This is a genomic window from Aquabacter albus (genome assembly GCF_040049275.1).
Lineage (GTDB): Bacteria > Pseudomonadota > Alphaproteobacteria > Rhizobiales > Xanthobacteraceae > Aquabacter.
Genome location: NZ_JBDZDT010000003.1, coordinates 654730 through 676181 on the forward strand (window position 1 = coordinate 654730; position 21452 = coordinate 676181).

Consider the following 21452-nt stretch of genomic DNA (forward strand, 5'->3'; position numbering starts at 1 on the left):
ATCAGGATGCCGTCAGCCGCGTCACGCTCTGCGAGATCTTGTCGGCGAACCGCACCATCGCCTGGGGCGGGGCGAACCGGATCCACCCCTGGAGGGCGAACGCGCACAAGATGATGCAGGAGATCGGCAGGAGGTAGGCGACGGGCACCGCCGCCTCCGAGGTGCGCAGCTGCCCGCCCACCACGAAGGAGGCGATCTGCAGGCCCACCATGATGGGGATGATGGCCGCGAGCGCGAGGCCACGGCTCTGGCGCGTGGTGCGCGGACGGGCTAGCGCGGCGGCCGCCACGGCGAAGAAGGCCAGGGGATAGAGGCCGGCGGAGAGCCGCTTGTGCACCTCCTCGCGGAAACGGCCCGACTGCCCGATCTTCATGTAGAGGTCGCTCGCAGGAGGGTTGAGCACATATTCAAACTGCCGCTCGCTCGGGCGGATGTCCGAGCCTTGGCCCCCCGGGGCGAGGCCGTCGAGGCCGAAGGCGTAGCGCTGGAACGCCACCACCGAGCCATTGCTCGCGGCGCCCGGTGTGCGGCGGTGGATGGAGCCGTCCTCCAGCACGAGGAAGATACCATTGGGGGTTTCGACGATCTGGCCACGGTCGGCGATATAGGTGGATATTTCCTTTTCGCGCGCATCGTCGATGAAAATGCCGCGCATGACGCCGTTACTCGCACGCTCCCGCATGTGAAAGACGAGGCCCGGCGAGAGGGTCACGAACCGCCCGGGCTGCGCCACGAATGACACCACGTCCGCCCGCACCCGCGAGACCTGGTCGCGGAAGGTGCGAAGGCTCGCCGGAACGAGGTCGATGGAAAGCGCCGCGACAAAGATCGACACCAGGATGGCGAGCACGATCATGGGGCGCAGCATGCGCCAATGGCTCATGCCGGCGGCGGACATCACCACGATCTCGGAATCGCCGTTCAGCTTCAGGAGCGTATAGGCGGTGGCGATGAACAGCGCGGCCGGCGCGATCACCAGCACCAGGGTCGGCATGGTCAGGCTGGTGATGGCGAGGAAGGCGAGGATGGTCTGGCCCTGGCTCGTCACGAGATCAAGCTGCCGCAACGCCTGGGTCGACCAGATCATGGCGGAGAGGACCACCGTCACCCCGAGAAAGGCCGTCGCAGCGGTGACAAAGATATACCGGTCGAGACGGGACATGCATGCGTTTCCGATGCGCTCGCCGCCCCGGCGCGCCTCTTTCTGGAATTGGTCTTGGATAGCCGCTCCCAGCCTGCAGCGCAAACCGGGGCGGGTTTAGCGGGCGTCCAGTACCGCCGTGCAGGCGGCCGGCAGGTCGGCCAGGGTCATGGGCGGCTTGGGCTTCGGCGGCTCCTTCGGCGGCTTAGGGTGGAGCACCTCGTCGGTGAACCACCAGGCGAGTTCCGCGCCGCAGCCGTCGCCGGCGGGCGGGGGCTCCTGGGGGCGGCAGTCCGGGCTGTCCTTCTGGCAGAACAAGCGCACATGCATGTGAGTGTCGTGCCCCCAATAGGGACGCACCTTGGCAAGCCAACCCTTGTCGTCCCCGGCAGCGCGGCAGAGCGCCTTCTTGATGGCGGCGTTGACGAAGACCCGCTCCACCTGGCTATCCGAAGCCGCAGCGCGGATCACCGCCACCTGGTCCTTGGTGAAGACGGCGGGGTTCACGTCCAGCCGGTCGGGGCGCACCATCATGACGGCGGACTTGCTCTCGCGATCTGCCCGGCTCAGCTCTTTCCCAGGGCTCGGGGTCAGCCAGATGTCGGCGTCGAGGCCAACCTGATGGGAAGCATGGCCGGTGCGCATGGGACCACCGCGCGGCTGCGACATGTCGCCCACCAGGATACCGGGCCAGGAGGAGACCTTCGGCACCTCGGCGGCGAACCGCTCGATGAAGGCGACGAGCGCGGGATGGCCCCAATTGCGGTTGCGCGACAGGCGCATGGCCTGCCAGAGTGGCCCCACGTCGCCCGGCCCGTCCACCGGCAGCGCGGTGGCGCCCGCAATGCAGCCCTTGGAATAGAAGCCGATGGAGCGTGTGGCGAGGGCCGCCGGGCTTTCCACGGCGCCGAACAGCTCCTTGGCGGGCGCAGCCGGCGTCTGCGCCCGGGCGGCGCCGGCACAAGCAAGCAAAGCGGCGGCGGCAAGAAGCAGCGCGCGCATGCTCAATCCCGCTTCTTGTCGTAGGGATTGTCCTTTTCCCGCAAGGTGAAGCGGATGGGCACGCCGATCAGCCCGAACGTGTCGCGCAGGCCATTGGCGAGATAGCGCAGATAGCTTTCGGGAATGGCTTCGGGGCGGGAGCAGAAGATGACGAAGGTGGGCGGGCGCGCCTTGTGCTGCGTCATGTAGCGGATCTTCACCCGCCGGCCCGACACCGCCGGCGGGGGATGGGAATCGGTCGCCTCCTCGAGGAAGCGGTTGAGCGGGTTGGTGGGGATGCGGGTGTTCCACACCCGGTGCGTCTCCACCACCGCTTCCAGAAGCTTGCCGAGGCCGCGCCCTGTGAGGCCGGAGAGATGGACGATGGGCACGCCCCTCACCTGCGGCAGCCAATGGTCCGCCTCCTCGCGCAGCTTGCCCAGCACGTGCGGGTCGGTGATGAGGTCCGACTTGTTGTAGCCGAGCACCAGCGCGCGGCCCTCGCGCACCACGAGGTCGGCGATGCGCAGGTCCTGCTCCTCGAAGGGGCGCTCCGCATCCATGAGCACGATCACCACTTCGGCGAACTTCATGGCGCGCAGGCCGTCGGCCGCAGACAGCTTCTCCAGCTTGTCCTCGATGCGCGCACGCCGGCGCAGGCCGGCGGTGTCGTAGAATTCGAAGCGCTTATCCCGCCATTCCAGCTCCACCGAGATGGAATCGCGGGTGATACCGGCCTCGGGGCCGGTCAGAAGCCGGTCCTCGCCGAGCAGCCGGTTGATGAGCGTGGACTTTCCGGCGTTTGGCCGGCCGAGGACCGCCACCTTAATGGGGCGGTCTTCCTTGTCGTCCTCGTCTTCGTCTTCATCCTCATCCGGACGCTGCCTGGTCTGCTCCGGCAGCGCCTCCCGCAAGGCGTCGTAAAGCTCGGAGAGCCCTTCGCCGTGCTCTGACGAAATGGGGAGCGGCGTGCCGAGGCCCAGCGCATAGGCCTCCATGGTCCCCGCTTCGCCGCCCCGGCCCTCGCTTTTGTTGGCAACGAGGATGACGGGCTTGCCGGACCGCCGCACCAGGCCGGCGAAGGCGCGGTCGGTGGGGGTGAGGCCGATGCGGGCGTCGATCATGAAGAGGATGGCGTCGGCATCGCCGATGGCCGCCTCGGTCTGGCCGCGCATGCGTCCTTCAAGGGAGGCGGCATCCGCTTCTTCCAGGCCCGCCGTGTCGACGATGCGGAAGGACAGATCGCCGAGCCGCGCATCCCCCTCGCGCCGGTCGCGGGTCACGCCCGGCCGGTCGTCCACCAAGGCGAGCTTCTTGCCCACCAGGCGGTTGAAAAGGGTCGACTTGCCCACATTGGGGCGCCCGACAATGGCGAGGGTGAAGGACATGTTCGCTCCGCCCGACGGGCTTCGGGCCTTAGTTGCCGGGTCTGGTCGAAGCGCCGGGCGACGGGGTGCCGGCGTTCGTAGCTGTCGGTGCAGACACCGCAATGTTGGAATTGCTGGGCTGGGCCACCGGAGCGGTATAGCTCACGCCGGGCACGCCTTCAGGGAACACCTGATGGCGCTCGCCGGACAGTGGCGTCTCCTTCTCGGAGAAGGGGTTGATCTTGTCGAACGTCTCGCAGCCGGCAAGGCCGGAGGCGAGCACCAGAGCGAGGGCGAGACGCACGGGCCGGAACATGGCGGGCCTCACTGTGTGGGAGCCGCGGGCGCGGCGGACGGCGGGACGGCGGACGCGGTCAGCGTCTTGATGAGCTGCGCCTGGTTGCGGACGCTCGGGGGAACCTCGGGATCGTCCAGAATCCATTGCGCGGTCTTGTTGGCCGCGGCGAAATCGCCGGCCTTGAACTGCGCCAGAGCGAGAATCTGGCGGGCCGAATGGCGCATGGCGCCATTTCCTTCCGCAATCGCCTGCACCCTCTGGGCAATATCGGCGAGCGGAGCCGTATCCACCAGGAGCAGCGCCGCCCGAATGCGGGCCACGTCGCGGCTGAGCCCGCCGATGGACGAATCGGCGGCGAGCGCATCATAGGCAGCGACCCCGGCGGCCCTGTCCGTGGTGGAGAGGGCGCCGGCGGCGCGGAAGCGCGCCAGCACGCGGTATCCCGCCGTACCGTCCTTGGCCAGCTCGTCGAAGGCGGCTTCCGCCTCCTTGGCCTTGCCATCAGCGAGCAGCTGGTTCGCAGTCTCGAAACGCGCGCCGGAGGCCTGCGCCTGCTTCAGGCTCCAATAGCGGTAGCCGCTCCAGGCCCCCGCGGCGGCGATGATGGCGACGCAAAGGAGGATGATATAGATGCCGAAGCGGTCCCAGAGGCGGCGAAACCTGTCGCGCCTCAGGTCCTCTTCGATTTCGTGAAAAATGTCCGTCATGCCAGGTCCGAGAAAGCAGGCCGCCGGGCGGCGCGGCCGCGCTCCCGGTGAGGGCGCGTAAACTAGCCATGCGGCTGCATCGTGGCAAATCGCGCCTTCAGATGGTCGAGCCCCAGCACGCCCAATCCGGCGGCGAGGCCCCAGAACGGTGCGCCCAGCCCGAAAAAGGCGATGCCCGACGCGGTGGTGATGAAGGTGGCGACGGCGGCCAGCCGGTCCTTCTCCTCCTGCAGGGATGAGGCGAGGGCGCCGGTGAGCGGCGACAGGAGGGCAAGACCCGCCACCGTGGCGATGAAGGACGGCGGCAGCACCGCGAAAACAGCCACCAGGGTCGCGCCGAGCGCGGTCAGGATGACGTACCAAAGGCCATACCAGGGCCCGCACAGATAGCGCTTGGCGGGGTCCGGATGGGTGTCCGGGCCGGTGCAGATGGCAGCGGTGATGGCGGCGAGGTTGATGCCGGAGGCGCAGAAGAACGCCATCACCAGCGACGTCAGCCCCGTAACGGCCAGCGCCGGGGACGTCGGGGGCCAATAGCCGCCCGCCCGCAGCACCGCAAAGCCCGGCAGGTTCTGTGCCGCCATGGTGACGATGAAAAGCGGGATGCCGAGCCCCAGAACCACGGGAAGATCGAAGGTGGGCGGGACGAAGACGAGATGCGGCGTGACGAACTGGAACGCCGACCCGTCCGTGAGCCCCAGGGCGAAGATGGCCGCCGCGCCTGCCAGCAGCACGCCCAGCACTGCGCCGCTGGGCGACCACAGGCGCAGGAGGAAGAACAGCGCCAGAAGCGGCAGCACCAGCGCCGGTGTCACCCCCGCATTGGTCACAAGGGCAATGGGAAAGCGCACCAGCACGCCCGCCAGCATGGCCGCCGCCACGCTCATGGGGATGCGCGAGACCAGCGAGGCCAAGGGGCGGATGGCGGCGCAGGCGGTGATCAGAATGGCGGACGTCATGAAGGCGCCCACCGCCGAGGACATGCCGATGCCGCCGCCGAAGCTCGCGATCACCGCCGAGCCCGGCGTGGACCAGGCGGTGAGGAGCGGCATCTTGTAGCGCACGGAAAGTATCGTGCTGGATACGGCGACGCCGATGCACAGCGCGGCGATGTAGGAGGAGGTCTCGGTGGGGGAAGCGCCCACCGCGCCCGCCGCTGCCAGAGGCAAGGCGACCGTGCCGCCGAAGCCCACCACCGCCGCGACAAACGACGAAGAGATGATGGACAGGCGCATGGGGCTTACCTTCTTGTTATTTAATTATTATTTGGCTTGCGCCTGAAGCACCGGCTCCAGCGAGGCCACCGTCTGGCGCCGCGCGCGCAGGCCGAGGGGCTCGTCAGAGGCCACATCAAGGGAAATGAAACGGGCGAAGACGAAGGTCTTCCCCTCCTTTTCGGCCCAGCCCACGAACCAGCCGATGGGCCGGCCGCGGTCCAGCGTGCCGTCGGCAAGCCTGAGGAAGCCCGTGCCGGTCTTGCCGTAGAGCTCATAGCCGGCCGGCTCTTCCGGCTGGCGCAGCAGCGTGATGGTGCGGCCCACCGCCTCCGGGCTCACGCGCAACTCGCCGTTCAGCATCTTGCGCAGGAAGTCCACCTGCTCGCGCGGCGAGATGACGAGGGATGAGGACAGCCAGGAACGGGTCAGCCCGTCATCCTTGCCCGGCAGGCCGGAGAGGTTCTCATTGCCGTAGGCGAAGGACTTCACATAGGCGGAGAAGCGCTCCATGCCGAGCTTCCGCGTCAGCACCTGGGAGTACCAGAGGACGGAATTCTTCATCCAGCTCTGCGGCGTCTGCGGGCCGGCCCACAGATCCTTCTGAGGCCCCTCGCCTTCGGAGAGGCCGGGTTCGGTGGTGAAGACGGGCTCGCTCGCGCTTTTCAGGATGCCGCTGTCATAGCCCATGAGGGCGAGGGCGATCTTGAAGGTGGAGGCGGGCGAGTGACGCGAGGCGCACAGCCCCTGCTTCGCCGCCACGCGGGCGGTTTTCAGCTCGGTGACAAGGAAGCAATCCTCGGCAGCGCTGGCGGGATGGGCGAGGAGGAGTGGTAGAAGAAGAGCAACGAGCGCCGACAAGCGCCGCGAACTCCCTCCCCCCTTGCGGGGGAGGGTTGGGGAGGGGGGTGATAAGGCTGCCGCCCGGAGCAACCTGCTTTCAGCGAGCGGAAAGGGGGTCACCCCCCTCCCTAGCCCTCCTCCGCAAGAGGGGAGGGAATGGAGTGGCACGTGGGACGAGGGTTTGCGCCTCCCCGTCACCTCGCTCACGCCTTCGCCTTCGGCGCATAGGTGTGCTCGGGGCCGGGGAAGGTGCGGGCGCGCACCTCCTCGGCATAGCGCGCCACGGCATCCTCGATGGCGGGGCCGAGATTGGCGTACTTCTTCACGAATTTCGGCACGCGCGCGCCGAGGCCCAGCATGTCCTCCAGCACCAGCACCTGGCCGTCACAGGCCGGGCTGCCACCGATGCCGATGGTGGGCGGCGCCACTTCCTGCGTGATGCGGCGGGCCAAAGGCTCGGCCACCGCCTCCACTACGATGGAAAAGGCGCCGGCATCGGCGATGGCCTGGGCGTCCTTCAGGATCTCCGCCGCTTCCGCATCGTCGCGCCCGCGGGCCTTGAAGGAGCCGAGCGTGTTGATGGCCTGAGGGGTCAGGCCCACATGGCCCATGACCGGGATGCCGCGATCCACCAGGAAGCGCACGGTCTCGGCCATGCGCACGCCGCCTTCCAGCTTCACCGCGCCGGCGCCGGTCTCCTTCAGAACGCGGGTGGCGGTGTGGAACGCCTCCACCGGGCTCGCCTCGTAGCTGCCGAAGGGCAGGTCCACGGTGATGAGCGCGCGCTTGGTGCCGCGCACCACGGCGCGGCCGTGCACGATCATCATCTCCACGGTGACCGGAACGGTGGTCTCAAGGCCGTGCATCACCATGCCGAGGCTGTCGCCCACCAGGATCACGTCCACATGGCGGTCCAGGAGCTGGGCCGTATGGGCATGGTAGGAGGTGAGGCTGACAATGGGATCGCCGCCCTTGCGGGCGCGGATTTCAGGCGCCGTGATGCGGCGGGCCTCGGCTTGGATCGACATGACGCTTTCCTCAGATGTTGTCTTGATCGGCTCTTAGGGCCGCTTCGTCCAGGGCCGGTCGTCACATCACGGGGACACCGACCACATAAGGATGGAACAGGAAGGCGAGGACCCCGTAGAGGACGAGCCCGCCCACCACCGCCAGCACATTCCCGCCATAGCCCTTGGGCGCCACCGGCGGCGGCGGGTTGCGGCGCTTCATGGAGATGCGGTCATAGACCGCCCAGGCCAGCACGGCGATAAACAGCGTCATGGAGGCCACATCGCCATTGGCGAGGAGATGGGCGAGCGCCCAGGTCTTGATCGCCACCAGCATGGGATGCTTCAGCCGGCTCCGGATATGGCTCGGCACATAGGTCGCCACGATGGCGATGCAGGCGAACACCATCAGAAGGAGCGTCAGGTGGCGCAGCGCCAAGGGCGGGTCCCACAGCACCGCGGGGCCGGCGGCGCGCCACAGGGCGTAGCCATAGGCAGTGAGCAGAAGGCCACTCACGGCCAGCAGCGAATAGAAGCCCTTATAGGCTCCCTCCCCCAGCTTCCCGATGAGCGTCGCACGGAAATCCCTGAGGCTCGTCACCACATGGATGCCGAGGAACACCACCAGGCCCAGCAGCATCATGGCCATGATTCTTGCCCATCCCCTTTGCGGCGCAACACAGCAGCGGCGGGACTTTAGACCATGTCCAGCAAAAGTCGACTGGCATCTGCCGCTGGGGCTAAGATATAAGCCATTGATATACATATCATTATTTTAGATGCGCCAGTTCAGGCGCGCCGGCGCATCGCCCCCCTGCACTGGGCGCATGGCCGAAAGGCGCTCCGGGTCTTCTCTTCGTCGTATGCCCATGGTATGGGCCACCGCCAACTCGAAACGCGGACGGCGACTGGCGTCGTCGCGGGTTCGAAAGAGCCGCAGGCAGGATTTTCCGCCGCGGCGGAGGAGTTGGCGATGTCCCAGAGCCCCGGAACCATCCACCCCATCTCCGGCTCCCCGTTCCGCGAAGCCTTGACCTTCGACGACGTGCTGCTACTGCCCGGCGCTTCGGAGGTGATGCCCGGCGGGGTGAGCCTCGTGACCCGGCTCACCAACACCATCACCCTCAACCTTCCCATCCTCTCCGCCGCCATGGACACGGTGACGGAATCGCGCCTCGCCATCGCCATGGCGCGGGCCGGCGGCATCGGCGTCATCCACCGCAACCTCACCCCCGAGGCGCAGGCCGAGCATGTGCGGCAGGTGAAGAAGTTCGAATCGGGCATGGTGGTGAACCCCGTCACCATCCATCCCGACGAGACCCTGGCCGACGCGCTGGCGCTCATGAAGCGCCACGGCATCTCCGGCATCCCGGTGGTGGAGCGCGGGCCGAACGGGCGCGGCGGCAAGCTGGTGGGCATCCTCACCAACCGCGACGTGCGCTTCGCCACCGACCCCACGACGCCGGTGAAGGAGCTGATGACCAAGGAACGGCTCATCACGGTGACGGAGAATGTGCGGCAGGACGAGGCAAAGCGCCTGCTCCACCATCACCGCATCGAGAAGCTCCTCGTGGTGGACGATGAATATCGCTGCGTCGGCCTCATCACCGTGAAGGACATCGAGAAGGCGGTCGCCAACCCCGAGGCCGCCAAGGACGAGCAGGGCCGCCTGCGCGTCGCCGCCGCCACCACCGTGGGCGAGGACGGCTTCGAGCGCACCGAGCGCCTCATCGATGCCGGCGTCGACCTCGTGGTGGTGGACACCGCCCACGGCCATTCCCGCAAGGTTCTCGATCAGGTGGAGCGCATCAAGCGGCTCTCCAACAAGACCCAGATCCTCGCCGGCAACATCGCCACCGGCGATGGCGCCAAGGCGCTGATCGACGCCGGCGCGGATGCCATCAAGGTGGGCATCGGCCCCGGCTCCATCTGCACCACCCGCATCGTCGCGGGCGTCGGCGTGCCCCAGCTCACCGCCGTCATGGACGCGGTGGAGGCGGCCCAGGCCACCAACACCCCCGTGATCGCGGACGGCGGCATCAAATATTCCGGCGACCTCGCCAAGGCGCTGGCGGCCGGCGCCTCCTGCGCCATGGTGGGCTCGCTGCTCGCCGGCACGGACGAGAGCCCGGGCGAGGTGTTCCTCTATCAGGGCCGCTCCTACAAGGCCTATCGCGGCATGGGCTCGGTGGGCGCCATGGCGCGCGGCTCGGCGGACCGCTACTTCCAGGCGGAAGTGCGGGACATGCTGAAGCTGGTGCCGGAGGGCATCGAGGGGCAGGTTGCCTATAAGGGGCCGGTCTCCGCCGTGCTGCACCAGCTGGCCGGCGGGCTTCGCGCCGCCATGGGCTATGTGGGCGGCGCCGACCTCACCGAGTTCCGGGAACGCGCCCGCTTCGTGCGCATCTCCTCGGCGGGCCTCAGGGAAAGCCACGTCCATGACGTGACAATCACGCGGGAAAGCCCCAATTATCCCACCAGCGTCTGACGCCAGGATTTGACGCAACGGCCAAGCTGGAAAATCCTATCCCTCAAGGGAACCGGGCATAAACCCCCGCGTTCAACGCTGAAGCCCAAGGCCGCCCCTTGAAGGGCGGTCGGGCGAACCGAAGGGGCGAGGCGCGGTTCGGTCATGAGCATGGGCGCCACTCCCCCTCGGGACCCACCTCTTCAAGGTGAAGGCAACGCGCTGGAACAGCGCGTGCGTGAGGGCACGCACGCGCTCGATGCCGCCCATGTGCGTATCCGGGAAGAGGCGGCGGGGCGGGAGCGCGCCGAAACCCTCGGGTGGGAGAACGCCCAGCTCCTGCGCATGCTGATCCAGGGCGTCACCGACTACGCCATCTTCATGCTGGACAAGGACGGCCAGGTTTCCACCTGGAATCCGGGCGCCGAGCGCATCAAGGGCTACACCGCCGCCGAGATCATCGGCTCCCCCTATACCCGCTTCTACACGCCCGAGGACGTGGCGGCCGGCGAGCCTCAGCGGGCGCTGGCGGCCGCCGCGCGCGAGGGAAAGTATGAGAAGGAGGGCTGGCGCGTCCGCAAGGACGGGCAGCGCTTCTGGGCCCATATCGTGCTCGACGCGATCTATGACGAGAAGGGTGATCTCGCCGGCTACGCCAAGGTGACGCGGGACATCACCGAGCGGCGGCAGGCCCAGATCGACCTGCAGGAAGCCCGCGAGGCGCTGTTCCAATCCCAGAAGATGGAGGCGGTGGGCCAGCTCACCGCCGGCATCGCCCATGATTTCAACAATATGCTGGCGGGCGTCATCGGCTCGCTCGATCTGCTCCGCACCCGCATCAAGGCCGGGCGCTACGAGGAGGCGGACCGTTATGTGGAGACCGCCGTCGCCTCCGCCGAGCGCGCCGCCGCGCTGACCGCCCGGCTCCTCGCCTTCGGCCGCCGGCAGCCCCTGGACGTGAAGACGGTGGACGTCAACGGCGTGGTGACCTCCATGCAGGAGCTGCTCGGCCGCACCGTGGGCGAGCGCATCGCCATCGTCCTGAATCTCGATCCCGATCTGCCGCCCACAGAAACCGACGCCCACCAGTTCGAGAATGCCATCCTAAACCTCGCCATCAACGCCCGCGACGCCATGGCCGAGGGCGGCACCCTGACGCTCACAACCCACATGACCGAGCGCGTGCCCGGCGCCTGGGCCGGCGCCGCCAACGGCCCGTTCGTGACGCTGGACGTGGAGGATACCGGCCACGGCATGCCTCCCGAAATCCTCTCCAAGGCGTTCGATCCTTTCTTCACCACCAAGCCGCTCGGCCAGGGCACCGGCCTCGGGCTCTCCATGATCTACGGCTTCGCCAAGCAGACCCGCGGCCACCTGATCATGACCTCCGAGGTGGACAAGGGAACGAAGGTGTCGCTGCACCTGCCCCCCTCCTCGGGCGCGGCGGAGGCGGCAAGCCCCTCGCCGCCGCCCCGCACCAGGACGCAGGGACGCAACGGGGAGACCGTGCTGGTGGTGGAGGACGACCCCCTTGTGCGCATGCTGGTGCTCGACGTGGTACGGGAGCTTGGCTACCACGCCCTCTCCGCCGAGGACGGCATCGCCGCGATGGCGGTGCTGCAAGGCGGCGCGCGCGTCGACCTCATGGTGAGCGATATTGGCCTGCCGGGCGGCCTGAACGGGCGGCAGCTCGCCGAATCGGTCCGCGTGCTTCGCCCGGACACGCCCATCCTGTTCATCACCGGCTATGCCGCTTCGGCCACGCGCGAGGGCTTTCTCGGCCCCGGCATGGACATGATGGTGAAGCCCTTCACCGTGGACGCATTGAGCGCCAAGATCCGCGCCTTGATGCCGAGGTGATCCTGCACCGTCGTCAGGCCCGAGCTTGACGACATCGATGATCGAGAATGCCGGAGAGGCTTCGTGCCAATCCATTCCGCTACGTCATGTTTTGAAGCCTATTTATTCGGCGGAATCATAGATTAGGATCAGTCCCGCGCGGCCGCCGACGCTGGCGCGGGACGCCAAATTCAACGACGCGGCCGCAAGGCCGGACACACCCGGGAAGGATTTGCCCATGCTGACCCATATGCGGGCTCGCGTCCGTCCGCTTCTCCTGTGCGCGATCGCCGGCGCGGGGCTCACCCTCGCCGCCGCGGCGCAGGCGCAGGACCTGAAAATCATGGCCCCGGCCGCCCCCGGTGGAGGATGGGACCAGACCGCCCGTGCCATGCAGCAGGCGCTGGTTCAGTCCGGCGCCGCCCACAGCGTGCAGGTCTACAACGTCCCCGGTGCCGGCGGCACCATCGGCATCGCCCAGTTCGTCAATTCCGCCAAGGGTGATCCCAACCAGCTCATGGCCAGCGGCTATGTGATGGTGGGCGCCATCCTCACCAACAACGCGCCCGTCACCCTGGACAAGGTGATCCCCATCGCGCGGCTGGTGCAGGAGACCGACGCCATCGCGGTGCCGACCAACTCGCCGCTGAAGACGGTTAAGGACCTCGCGGAGCTGGTGAAGAAGGACCCCGCCAGGGTGACCTGGGCGGGCGGCTCGGCCGGCGGGCCGGACCATATCGCCGCCGCGCTCTTCACCCAGAAGGCGGGCGCCGACCCCACCAAGCTTAATTACATCCCCTTCTCCGGCGGCGGCGAGGCGCTGGCGGCCATCCTCGGCGGCAAGGTGACCGCGGGCATGTCCGGCCTCGGCGAGTTGGAGAGCCAGGTGAAGGCCGGCAAGCTCCGGCTCCTCGCCGTCACCCAGTCCGAGCGCGTGCCCGGCCTCGACGTGCCGACCCTGAAAGAGTCGGGCATCGACGTGGAGCTCGCCAACTGGCGCGCCGTCATGGCGCCTCCCGGCCTCACCCCGGAGCAGGTGAAGGGCGTGTCCGCCATCATCGAGAAGATGGCCAAGTCGCAGGCCTGGGCCGATATCCTGAAGCAGAAGGGCTGGGATGACGCCTACCTCACGGGCGACGCCTTCGCGGCCTATCTGAAGGAAGAGAATGCCCGCACGGCGGAAATCCTGAAGTCCGTCGGCCTCATCAAGCAATAGCACCCGCGCCGGGAGCCCTGCCGTGCAGATCAAGACCAAGCCGGACATCCCCGGCATGCTGGTTGCCGCCGGCCTCCTGGCGCTCGCTGGCCTCATCTGGTGGGATACGACGCGGCTCGCCCAGCGCGTCGTCTATGGCGTGGGGCCGGACGCCGCCCCCAAGGTGGTGGCCATCGGCCTCGCCCTTCTCGCCGTGGCCAACTTCGCCATGGCCCTGCGCGGAGCCCTTCCGGCGCGCAAGCGGGACGACTGGCGGCCGCTGGTGTTCATCGTCGGTGGCATGCTGGCGCTGATGGCGATCCTGTCGTTCGGCGGGGGCTATATCCTCGCCACCGCCGTCCTGTTCACGGCCACCGCCGCCGCCTTCGGCCGGCGCGCCATCGTGGCGGACTTCATCATCGGCCTCGTGGTGGGCGTCGTCACCTATCTCCTGTTCGCCAAGCTGCTCACGCTGTCGCTGCCCGTGGGGCCGCTCGAATCCCTGATCTGAGGCGGCTGCCATGGAAACATTCGACGCGCTTCTCCAGGGCCTCGTGGTCGCCGCCCAGCCGGGGAACCTCCTGTTCGCGCTCATCGGCGTGCTGCTCGGCACGGCGGTGGGCGTGCTGCCGGGCATCGGGCCGGCGCTCACGGTCGCCCTGCTACTGCCGGTGACCTACAAGCTCGACCCCGCCGGCTCGCTCATCATGTTCGCGGGCATCTATTATGGCGGCATGTATGGCGGCTCCACCACCGCCATCCTCATCAACACGCCGGGCGAAAGCGCCTCCATGGCAACCGCCCTGGAAGGCTACCGCATGGCCCGCGCGGGCCGGGGGGCGCAGGCGCTCGCCACCGCTGCCATCGGCTCCTTCGTCGCCGGCACCATCGCCACGGTGGGTTTGACCTTCCTCGCCCCGTGGCTCGTGGACCTCGCGGTGCAGATGGGGCCGGAGGATTATTTTGCCCTCATGTGCGTCGCCTTCGTCACGGTCTCCGCGACCTTCGGCGATTCCCCCGTGCGCGGTCTCACCAGCCTGTTCGTGGGCCTCACCATCGGCCTCATCGGCATCGACAAGCTCACCGGGCAGGCGCGCCTCACCTTCGGCATGCCGGAGTTGCTGGACGGCATCGATGTGACCACGCTGGCGGTGGGCCTCTTCGCCATCGGCGAGGCGCTCTATGTTGCCTCCACACGTATCCATGCGCAGGACACGGTGGAAAGCGTGCGCGGCTCGCTGTGGATGAGCGCCGAGGATTGGGCGCGCTCCTGGAAGGCGTGGATCCGCGGCGCCTTCATCGGCTTTCCCATCGGCGCCCTGCCGGCGGGCGGCGCGGAGATCCCGACCTTCCTGTCCTATTCGGTCGAGCGCAAGCTCTCCAAGCACCCGGAGCAATTCGGCCATGGCGCCATCGAGGGCGTCGCGGGGCCGGAAGCGGCCAACAATGCCTCCGCCGCCGGAACCCTGGTGCCGCTCCTGACGCTGGGCCTGCCCACCTCCGCCACCGCCGCCATGATGCTGGCGGGCTTCCAGCAATATGGCCTGAACCCCGGCCCGCTGCTGTTCGCCGAGCAGCCGCAGCTGGTCTGGGGGCTGATCGCCAGCCTCTATATCGCCAACGTCATGCTGCTGGTCCTGAACCTGCCGCTGGTGGGGCTGTGGGTCCGGCTCCTCGCCATCCCCCAGCCGTGGCTCTATGCGGGCATCCTGGTGTTCGCCACCATGGGCACCATCGTCGCCAAGGCCTCGGTGACGGAGCTGGGCATCCTCACTTTGTTTGGCCTCATGGGCTATCTGATGCGGCGCTTCGACTACCCAATAGCGCCCGTGGTGGTGGGGCTGATCCTGGGGCCGATTGCGGAAACGCAGCTGCGCCGGGCGCTCTCCATCAGCCTGGGGGATCCCATGGTGCTGGTGACGAGCCCGGTGTCAGCCACGCTGCTGGGGCTGGCAGCGATCGCGCTCATCGCGCCATTCGTCATGAAGGGCCTCGACCGCTTCAAGGCGGCGGAGGATTGAACGCGCCTCATGGCGCCGTTGCGACGACTGCCGTCGCAACGGCCCGGGCATTCCACCGGAATAACCGCGGCGCTTATACGCGGACCGGGGACGCGCTGAGCCAGTCGCCGAAGCGGGTCTGTCCCAGGCGCGGATTCTCGTCCGGCGTCAGCGATTTGTCGTTCAGCTCGGCGCCGAAATAGCGGGCTCGCACGTCCGCGATGACCGCGCGCGTGTCCCCTTTGGCGGTGAGATACTGCCGGGCGATGGCATCCATGGGGATCAGCTCGGGGCCGGCCACCTCGATGGTTCCGTTCAATGGGGCGCCGGCCGCAAGATCGGCCAGCACGGCGGAGACGTCGTTGGCGGCGATGGGCTGGAAAAGAGCCGGCGACAGGCGGAAGGCATCGCCGTCCGCGCTCGACTGCACGATGGCGCCGACGAACTCGAAGAACTGGGTCGCCCGCAGGATCGTGTACGGGATCCCCGACTCCTTGATGAGGCTCTCCTGCGCCAGCTTGGCACGGAGATAGCCGCTGTCGGGATTGCGCTCGCTGCCGACCACCGACAGGGCGACGTGATGCCCGACGCCCGCGGCCGCTTCGGCGGCCAGCAGGTTCCGGCCGGAGGTCTGGAAGAACTCCAGCACGGCCTTGTCCTCGAAATTGGGCGAGTTCGCCACGTCCACGACCACCTGCGCGCCGGAGAGCGCTTCGGCCAGTCCCTCGCGGGTGATGGTGTTCACGCCCGAATTGGGCGACGCCGCGAGGACCTCATGGCCCAATGCTCGCAGCCGGTTCACAACGTTAGAGCCGATGAGGCCGCTCCCGCCGATGACCACGATCTTCATGTCCCGCTCCTCTGCCTGACCGCTGATCGCGCCAGTCACGATCCAGTGAGGGGAGGATGCAGGGAAGCCTGCGGGAAGACTTTGCCGGGGCCTTGGACGGTGCTTGAATTTCCCTTGGGTTTTCGTCCAAGCCGGTGCCATCCGGTGGCCGGGGATGCGCGGCATGCTATCAATCGCCGGCCCGCCAACGGACAGGGCCATGGAGCGCCGACGTGCAATTCCTGTTTGAAGGCTATGTGCTCGACCCTGGCCGGCGGGAGCTGACGCGGGACGGCGAGGTGATCGCCATCGGGCCGCAGGTCTTCGACCTCCTGCTGCATCTGGTGCGCAACCGCGAGCACGTCATCAGCAAGGACAATCTTCTGGACGCGGTATGGGAGGGGCGGATCGTCTCGGAATCGACCCTCGCCAGCCATATCAACGCCGTGCGCAAGGCCATCGGCGACAGCGGCGAGGAACAGCGGCTGATCCGGACCATCGCCCGCAAAGGCTTCCGCTTCGTTGCCGAGGTCAGCGAAAGGCAATCACCGGACGGCGTGCGCTCCCGCGAGGCCGGCCAAACCGCATCGGGCGAGGCAATTGCACCGGCGCTGCCCCTTCCCGACAAGCCCTCCATCGCCGTCCTGCCGTTCCAGAACATGAGCGGCGACCCGGAGCAGGACTACTTTGCCGATGGCGTGGTGGAGGACATCATCACGGGGCTGTCGCGTCTCCGCTGGCTGTTCGTCATCGCGCGGAATTCCAGCTTCACGTACCGGGGGCAGGCGGTGGACGTGAAGCAGGCAGGCCGGGCGCTCGGCGTCCGCTATGTGCTGGAAGGCAGCGTGCGCAAGGCCAGTAACCGCGTGCGCATCACGGGGCAGCTGATCGATGCGACCACCGGGGCGCAAATCTGGGCGGAGCGCTTCGAGGGCACGCTCGATGACATCTTCGAGCTGCAAGACCAGATCGCCACGAGCGTCGTCGGCGCCATGGCGCCACAGCTGGAACGCGCGGAGATCGCGCGCGCGCAGCGGATGCCGACCACCAGCCTCAGCGCTTATGACAGCTATCTGCGTGGCCTTGCTTATGTGCACCAGGGAAGCAGGGAGGCCATCAGCGAGGCCCTTCCCCTGTTCTATCAGGCCATGGAGCTGGACCCGGACTTCGCATCGGCCCACGGAATAGCGGCATGGTGCTATTTCTGGCGCAAGGTCAATGGCTGGATGACCGATCCGGAGCGGGAGGTCACCGAGGGTGCTCGGCTGGCGCGAAGGGCCGTGGAAGTGGGGCGGGACGATGCGGTGGCGCTGACGCGGGGCGGCCATGCGCTCGCCCACCTGGTGGGCGATCTCGACAGTGGCATCGCCTTGCTCGATCGGGCGGTGGTGCTCAATCCCAACCTGGCGGCAGCCTGGTTTCTGGGCGGCTTCCTGCGGGTCTGGCATGGCGAAACGGAGGGCGCCATCGCGCATTTCGCCCGTGCCATGCGCCTCAGCCCGCTCGATCCGGAAATGTATCGAATGGAAGCGGGAATGGCGATGGCGCACCTGTTTGCGGGGCGCTTTGATGCGGCATCGTCATGGGCGGACAAGGCTTTTACGAACCTGCCGAGCTTCCTGATGGTGGCCGGCATCACCGCAGCAAGTCACGCGCTCGCCCACCGCACCGAGCAGGCGCAGCGGGCCATGGCGCATGTGCGCCGGCTCGACCCCTCCTTGCGCATCTCGAATATCCAAGACTGGCTTCCGATCCACCGACCGGAAGATCTTGCGATATTCGCCAGCGGGCTGCGAAAGGCAGGGCTGCCGGAATGACCGCCTATTCCGCCGCCGCCCTTCTCGCCGGATCGTAGTTCAGCGTCGGCGCCAGCCAGCGCTCGGCCTCTTCCACGCTCCAGCCCTTGCGCTTGGCATAGTCCTCCACCTGATCGCGCTCGATGCGGCCGACGCCGAAATAGGCGCTCTCCGGGTGGGAGAAATAAAGGCCCGAGACCGCCGCGCCGGGCCACATGGCGTAGCTCTCCGTCAGCTCCAGGCCGATGCGCTTTTCCGCATCGAGGAGGGTGAAGATGGTGCCCTTCTCCGTATGGTCGGGCTGGGCGGGATAGCCGGGCGCGGGGCGGATGCCCTGGTACTTCTCGGCGATCAGCTCCTCATTGGTCGCCGCTTCGTCCGGCGCATAGGCCCAGAATTCCTTGCGCACGCGCTGGTGCAGGCGCTCGGCGAAGGCTTCCGCGAGGCGGTCCGCCAGCGCCTTCAGCAGGATGGCGGAATAATCGTCATGGGCCGCCTTGAAGGCGTCGGTGCGCTCCTGCTCGCCGATGCCGGTGGTGACCGCGAAGGCGCCCACATAGTCCGGCACGCCCGAGGCCACCGGCGCCACGAAATCCGACAAAGCAAGGTTGAACCGCCCCTCGCGCCGCGCCAGCTGCTGGCGCAGGGTGTGCAGGGTAGCGAGCGGGACTTTGCGCGTGTCGTCCCGGAACAGGATGATGTCGTCGCCTTCCGCATTGGCCGGCCAGAAGCCCACCACCGCACGGGCGGTCACCCATTTCTCGTCCACCATGCGCTTCAGCATGGCCTGCGCGTCCGCGAACAAGGCGCGGGCTGGCTCGCCCACGGTGGGGTCGTCCAGGATCATGGGATAGCGGCCCACCAGTTCCCAGGACTGGAAGAAGGGCGTCCAGTCGATGGCGGGTACGAGGTCGGCGAGGTCGTATTCCTCGAACACCTTGGTGCCCAGGAACGTGGGCTTCGGCGCGACACGGCCGAAATCCAGCTTCAGCCCATTCTCCCGCGCCTTGGCCAGCGGCACGCGCTGCTTCGCCTCATCCGCCCGGGCATGGGCGTCGGCGAGCTTGACGTATTCCGCCTTCACGTCCGCCTTGTACTTCTCCCGCGTCTCCGGGTTCAGCAGGCTGGAGACCACGCCCACCGCGCGCGAGGCGTCGGTCACATAGACCGCCTGCCCGCGCTCGTAGCGCGGCGCGATCTTCACCGCCGTGTGGACGCGCGACGTAGTCGCTCCGCCGATCAGCAGCGGCAGGTCGAAGCCCTCGCGCTCCATCTCGGCGGCGACGCCCACCATCTCGTCCAGCGAAGGCGTGATGAGGCCGGAAAGGCCGATCACGTCCACGTTTTCCTTGCGGGCGATGTCCAGGATCTTGGCGGTGGGCACCATCACGCCGAGGTCGATCACCTCGTAATTGTTGCACTGGAGAACCACGCCGACGATGTTCTTGCCGATATCGTGGACGTCGCCCTTCACGGTGGCCATGAGGATCTTGCCGGCGGCGGAGCGCTCGGAAACGCCGCTCAGCTTCTTCTCCTCTTCCATGAAGGGCATGAGGTAGGCCACCGCCTGCTTCATCACGCGGGCGGATTTCACCACCTGGGGCAGGAACATCTTGCCCGAGCCGAACAGGTCGCCCACCACGTTCATGCCGGCCATCAGCGGGCCCTCGATCACGTGCAGCGGACGGGCCACCGAAAGGCGCGCCTCCTCCGTGTCGGTCTCCACGAAATCGGTGATGCCATTGACGAGGGCGTGCTCCAGCCGCTTCTCCACGGCCCAAGTGCGCCAGGTGAGGTCCGCCTCGCGCTTCTCCTTGCCGGCGCCGCCCTTGAAGCCTTCCGCCAGCGTCAGCAGGCGCTCGGTGCCATCGGCGCGGCGGTTGAGCACCACATCCTCGCAGGCGTCCCGCAGATCCGGCTTGATCTCGTCATAGACCGCGAGCTGGCCGGCATTGACGATGCCCATGTCCATGCCCGCCTGGATGGCGTGGTAGAGGAACACGGCGTGCATGGCCTCGCGCACCGGCTCGTTGCCGCGGAACGAGAAGGAGAGGTTGGAGACGCCGCCGGAAATGTGCGCATGCGGCAGGTTCTGCCGGATCCAGCGCGTCGCCTCGATGAAGTAGACGCCGTAGGGCGCATGCTCCTCGATGCCGGTGGCCACCGCGAAGATGTTGGGATCGAAGATGATGTCCTCGGCCGGGAAGCCCACCTCCTCAGTCAGGATCTTATAAGCCCGCGCGCAGATCTGCGTCTTGCGCTCGAACGTGTCGGCCTGGCCCTGCTCGTCGAAGGCCATCACCACCACGGCGGCGCCATAGCGGCGCACGAGGCGGGCCTGGGCGCGGAAATTCTCCTCCCCCTCCTTCATGGAGATGGAGTTCACGATGCCCTTGCCCTGGATGCACTTCAGGCCGGCCTCGATGATATCCCACTTGGATGAGTCCACCATCACGGGCACGCGGGCGATGTCGGGCTCGGAGGCGACGAGGTTCAGGAACGAGACCATCGCGGCCTTCGAATCCAGAAGGCCCTCGTCCATGTTCACGTCGATCACCTGCGCCCCGCTCTCCACCTGCTCGCGGGCAACCGCCAGCGCAGCGGGAAAGTCGCCATTGGTGATGAGTTTGCGGAATTTGGCCGATCCCGTGACGTTGGTGCGCTCGCCCACGTTCACGAACGGGATTTCCGGCGTCAGCTCGAACCCCTCAAGCCCGGAAAGCCTCAGCCTTTTGGACAACTCCGGGATTGGGCGCGGCGTGTGGGGCGCCACGGCCTCCGCGAGGGCGCGGATATGGGCCGGCGTCGTTCCGCAGCAGCCGCCGACGATGTTCACGAGGCCGGAGGCGGCGAACTCGCCCACCAGCGCGCCCATGGCTTCCGGGCTCTCGTCATAAAGGCCGAACTCGTTGGGCAGGCCGGCATTGGGATAGGCGCAGACGAAGGTGTCCGCCACCCGACCGATCTCGGCGATATGGGCGCGCATCTCCTTGGCGCCCAGCGCGCAATTGAGGCCGATGGAGAAGGGCTGGGCATGCTGGAGCGCATACCAGAAGGCGCTCGGCGTCTGGCCGGAGAGGGTGCGGCCGGAGAGGTCTGTGATGGTGCCGGAAATCATCACCGGCACGCGGTAGCCCAGCTCGTCGAACAGGCCCTCGATGGCGAACACCGCCGCCTTGGCGTTCAGCGTGTCGAAGATGGTCTCGATGAGGATGAGGTCGGAGCCGCCCTCCAGCAGCCCGCGCGCCTGCTCGCCATAGGCCACCGCCAACTCGTCGAAGGTGATGGCGCGGAAGCCGGGGTCGTTCACATCCGGCGAGATGGAGGCGGTGCGGTTCGTCGGGCCGATGGCGCCGGCCACGAAGCGGCGGCGCCCATCCTTCTGCTCGGCGAGCTTGGCGGCTTCCTTCGCGAGGCGCGCGCCCTCCACGTTCAGCTCATAGGCCAGCGCCTCCATGGCGTAGTCCGCCTGAGCGATGGTGGTGGAGGAGAAGGTGTTGGTCTCGACGATGTCCGCGCCGGCCAGGAAATATTCGAGATGAATGTCCCGCACCGCGTCCGGCTGGGTGAGGTTCAGGAGGTCGTTATTGCCTTTGACGTCCTGTCCCCAGTCCGCGAAGCGCGCGCCGCGATAGCCCGCCTCGTCCAGCCTCAGGCCCTGGATCATGGTTCCCATGGCGCCGTCCAGCACCAGGATGCGCGCGCGGGCCGCGGCGGTGAGGGCGGAGAGGGTGTCGGTTTCGCGGGTCATGGGAACGCTCATTTTTG

At 67.6% G+C, this 21452-nt stretch carries 17 protein-coding genes; 6 read left to right on the plus strand and 11 right to left on the minus strand.

The genetic code is table 11. The features are described from left to right. Position 1: 1 nt before the first annotated feature. The 9 genes from lptF to ABLE91_RS09510 form a co-directional block, all read right to left on the minus strand. Positions 2-1162, minus strand: coding sequence for an LPS export ABC transporter permease LptF (lptF, locus tag ABLE91_RS09470; RefSeq protein ID WP_348930549.1), 1161 nt, complete (start codon positions 1160-1162; stop codon positions 2-4). Between the two features lie 96 nt (positions 1163-1258). Continuing rightward, positions 1259-2143 (minus strand): penicillin-insensitive murein endopeptidase, encoded by an 885-nt coding sequence (mepA, locus tag ABLE91_RS09475; RefSeq protein WP_348930550.1) that lies wholly within the window; start codon positions 2141-2143, stop codon positions 1259-1261. Positions 2144-2145: 2 nt separating this feature from the next. Further along, the gene (gene der / locus ABLE91_RS09480; protein WP_348930551.1) at positions 2146-3510 is read right to left on the minus strand and encodes a ribosome biogenesis GTPase Der; all 1365 of its coding nucleotides are present in this window, start codon (positions 3508-3510) and stop codon (positions 2146-2148) included. A 28-nt stretch (positions 3511-3538) separates the two neighbouring features. After that, positions 3539-3805: a hypothetical protein gene (locus ABLE91_RS09485; RefSeq protein ID WP_348930552.1), complete on the minus strand. Its 267-nt coding sequence runs from the start codon at positions 3803-3805 to the stop codon at positions 3539-3541. Positions 3806-3813: 8 nt separating this feature from the next. After that, the gene (locus ABLE91_RS09490) at positions 3814-4494 is read right to left on the minus strand and encodes a tetratricopeptide repeat protein (RefSeq protein ID WP_348930553.1); all 681 of its coding nucleotides are present in this window, start codon (positions 4492-4494) and stop codon (positions 3814-3816) included. 62 nt (positions 4495-4556) lie between these two features. After that, positions 4557-5729, minus strand: a complete 1173-nt coding sequence (locus tag ABLE91_RS09495; RefSeq protein ID WP_348930554.1) for a benzoate/H(+) symporter BenE family transporter — start codon at positions 5727-5729, stop codon at positions 4557-4559. Between the two features lie 27 nt (positions 5730-5756). After that, a complete protein-coding gene (locus tag ABLE91_RS09500; protein ID WP_348930555.1) occupies positions 5757-6569 on the minus strand; it encodes a penicillin-binding transpeptidase domain-containing protein in 813 nt (270 codons plus the stop codon). Between the two features lie 185 nt (positions 6570-6754). Further along, positions 6755-7579, minus strand: coding sequence for a 3-methyl-2-oxobutanoate hydroxymethyltransferase (panB, locus tag ABLE91_RS09505; RefSeq protein ID WP_348930556.1), 825 nt, complete (start codon positions 7577-7579; stop codon positions 6755-6757). Between the two features lie 61 nt (positions 7580-7640). Beyond that, on the minus strand, positions 7641-8207 hold the full coding sequence (locus ABLE91_RS09510; protein ID WP_348930557.1) for an NnrU family protein: 567 nt from the start codon (positions 8205-8207) through the stop codon (positions 7641-7643). Between the two features lie 324 nt (positions 8208-8531). Between ABLE91_RS09510 and guaB the strand changes: the two genes are divergently transcribed. The 5 genes from guaB (at position 8532) to ABLE91_RS09535 (ending at position 15080) form a co-directional block, all read left to right on the plus strand. After that, positions 8532-10046 (plus strand): IMP dehydrogenase, encoded by a 1515-nt coding sequence (guaB, locus tag ABLE91_RS09515; protein ID WP_348930558.1) that lies wholly within the window; start codon positions 8532-8534, stop codon positions 10044-10046. 213 nt (positions 10047-10259) lie between these two features. Beyond that, positions 10260-11885: a PAS domain-containing hybrid sensor histidine kinase/response regulator family protein gene (locus ABLE91_RS09520; protein WP_348930559.1), complete on the plus strand. Its 1626-nt coding sequence runs from the start codon at positions 10260-10262 to the stop codon at positions 11883-11885. Positions 11886-12102: 217 nt separating this feature from the next. Further along, the gene (locus ABLE91_RS09525; protein ID WP_348930560.1) at positions 12103-13080 is read left to right on the plus strand and encodes a tripartite tricarboxylate transporter substrate binding protein; all 978 of its coding nucleotides are present in this window, start codon (positions 12103-12105) and stop codon (positions 13078-13080) included. 22 nt (positions 13081-13102) lie between these two features. Next, positions 13103-13570 (plus strand): tripartite tricarboxylate transporter TctB family protein, encoded by a 468-nt coding sequence (locus ABLE91_RS09530; protein ID WP_348930561.1) that lies wholly within the window; start codon positions 13103-13105, stop codon positions 13568-13570. A gap of 10 nt (positions 13571-13580) precedes the next feature. Further along, positions 13581-15080 (plus strand): tripartite tricarboxylate transporter permease, encoded by a 1500-nt coding sequence (locus ABLE91_RS09535; RefSeq protein WP_348930562.1) that lies wholly within the window; start codon positions 13581-13583, stop codon positions 15078-15080. Positions 15081-15153: 73 nt separating this feature from the next. Here ABLE91_RS09535 and ABLE91_RS09540 read toward each other — a convergent pair whose 3' ends face one another. Beyond that, positions 15154-15909 (minus strand): SDR family oxidoreductase, encoded by a 756-nt coding sequence (locus tag ABLE91_RS09540; protein WP_348930563.1) that lies wholly within the window; start codon positions 15907-15909, stop codon positions 15154-15156. A gap of 212 nt (positions 15910-16121) precedes the next feature. On the opposite strand from ABLE91_RS09540, the gene ABLE91_RS09545 reads away from it, so the two are divergent. Further along, positions 16122-17705, plus strand: a complete 1584-nt coding sequence (locus ABLE91_RS09545) for a winged helix-turn-helix domain-containing tetratricopeptide repeat protein (protein ID WP_348930564.1) — start codon at positions 16122-16124, stop codon at positions 17703-17705. 4 nt (positions 17706-17709) lie between these two features. On the opposite strand, the gene metH is transcribed toward ABLE91_RS09545, so the two are convergent. Next, complete coding sequence (gene metH, locus ABLE91_RS09550) at positions 17710-21435, minus strand: methionine synthase (RefSeq protein WP_348930565.1); 3726 nt, start codon at positions 21433-21435, stop codon at positions 17710-17712. Positions 21436-21452: the final 17 nt, after the last annotated feature.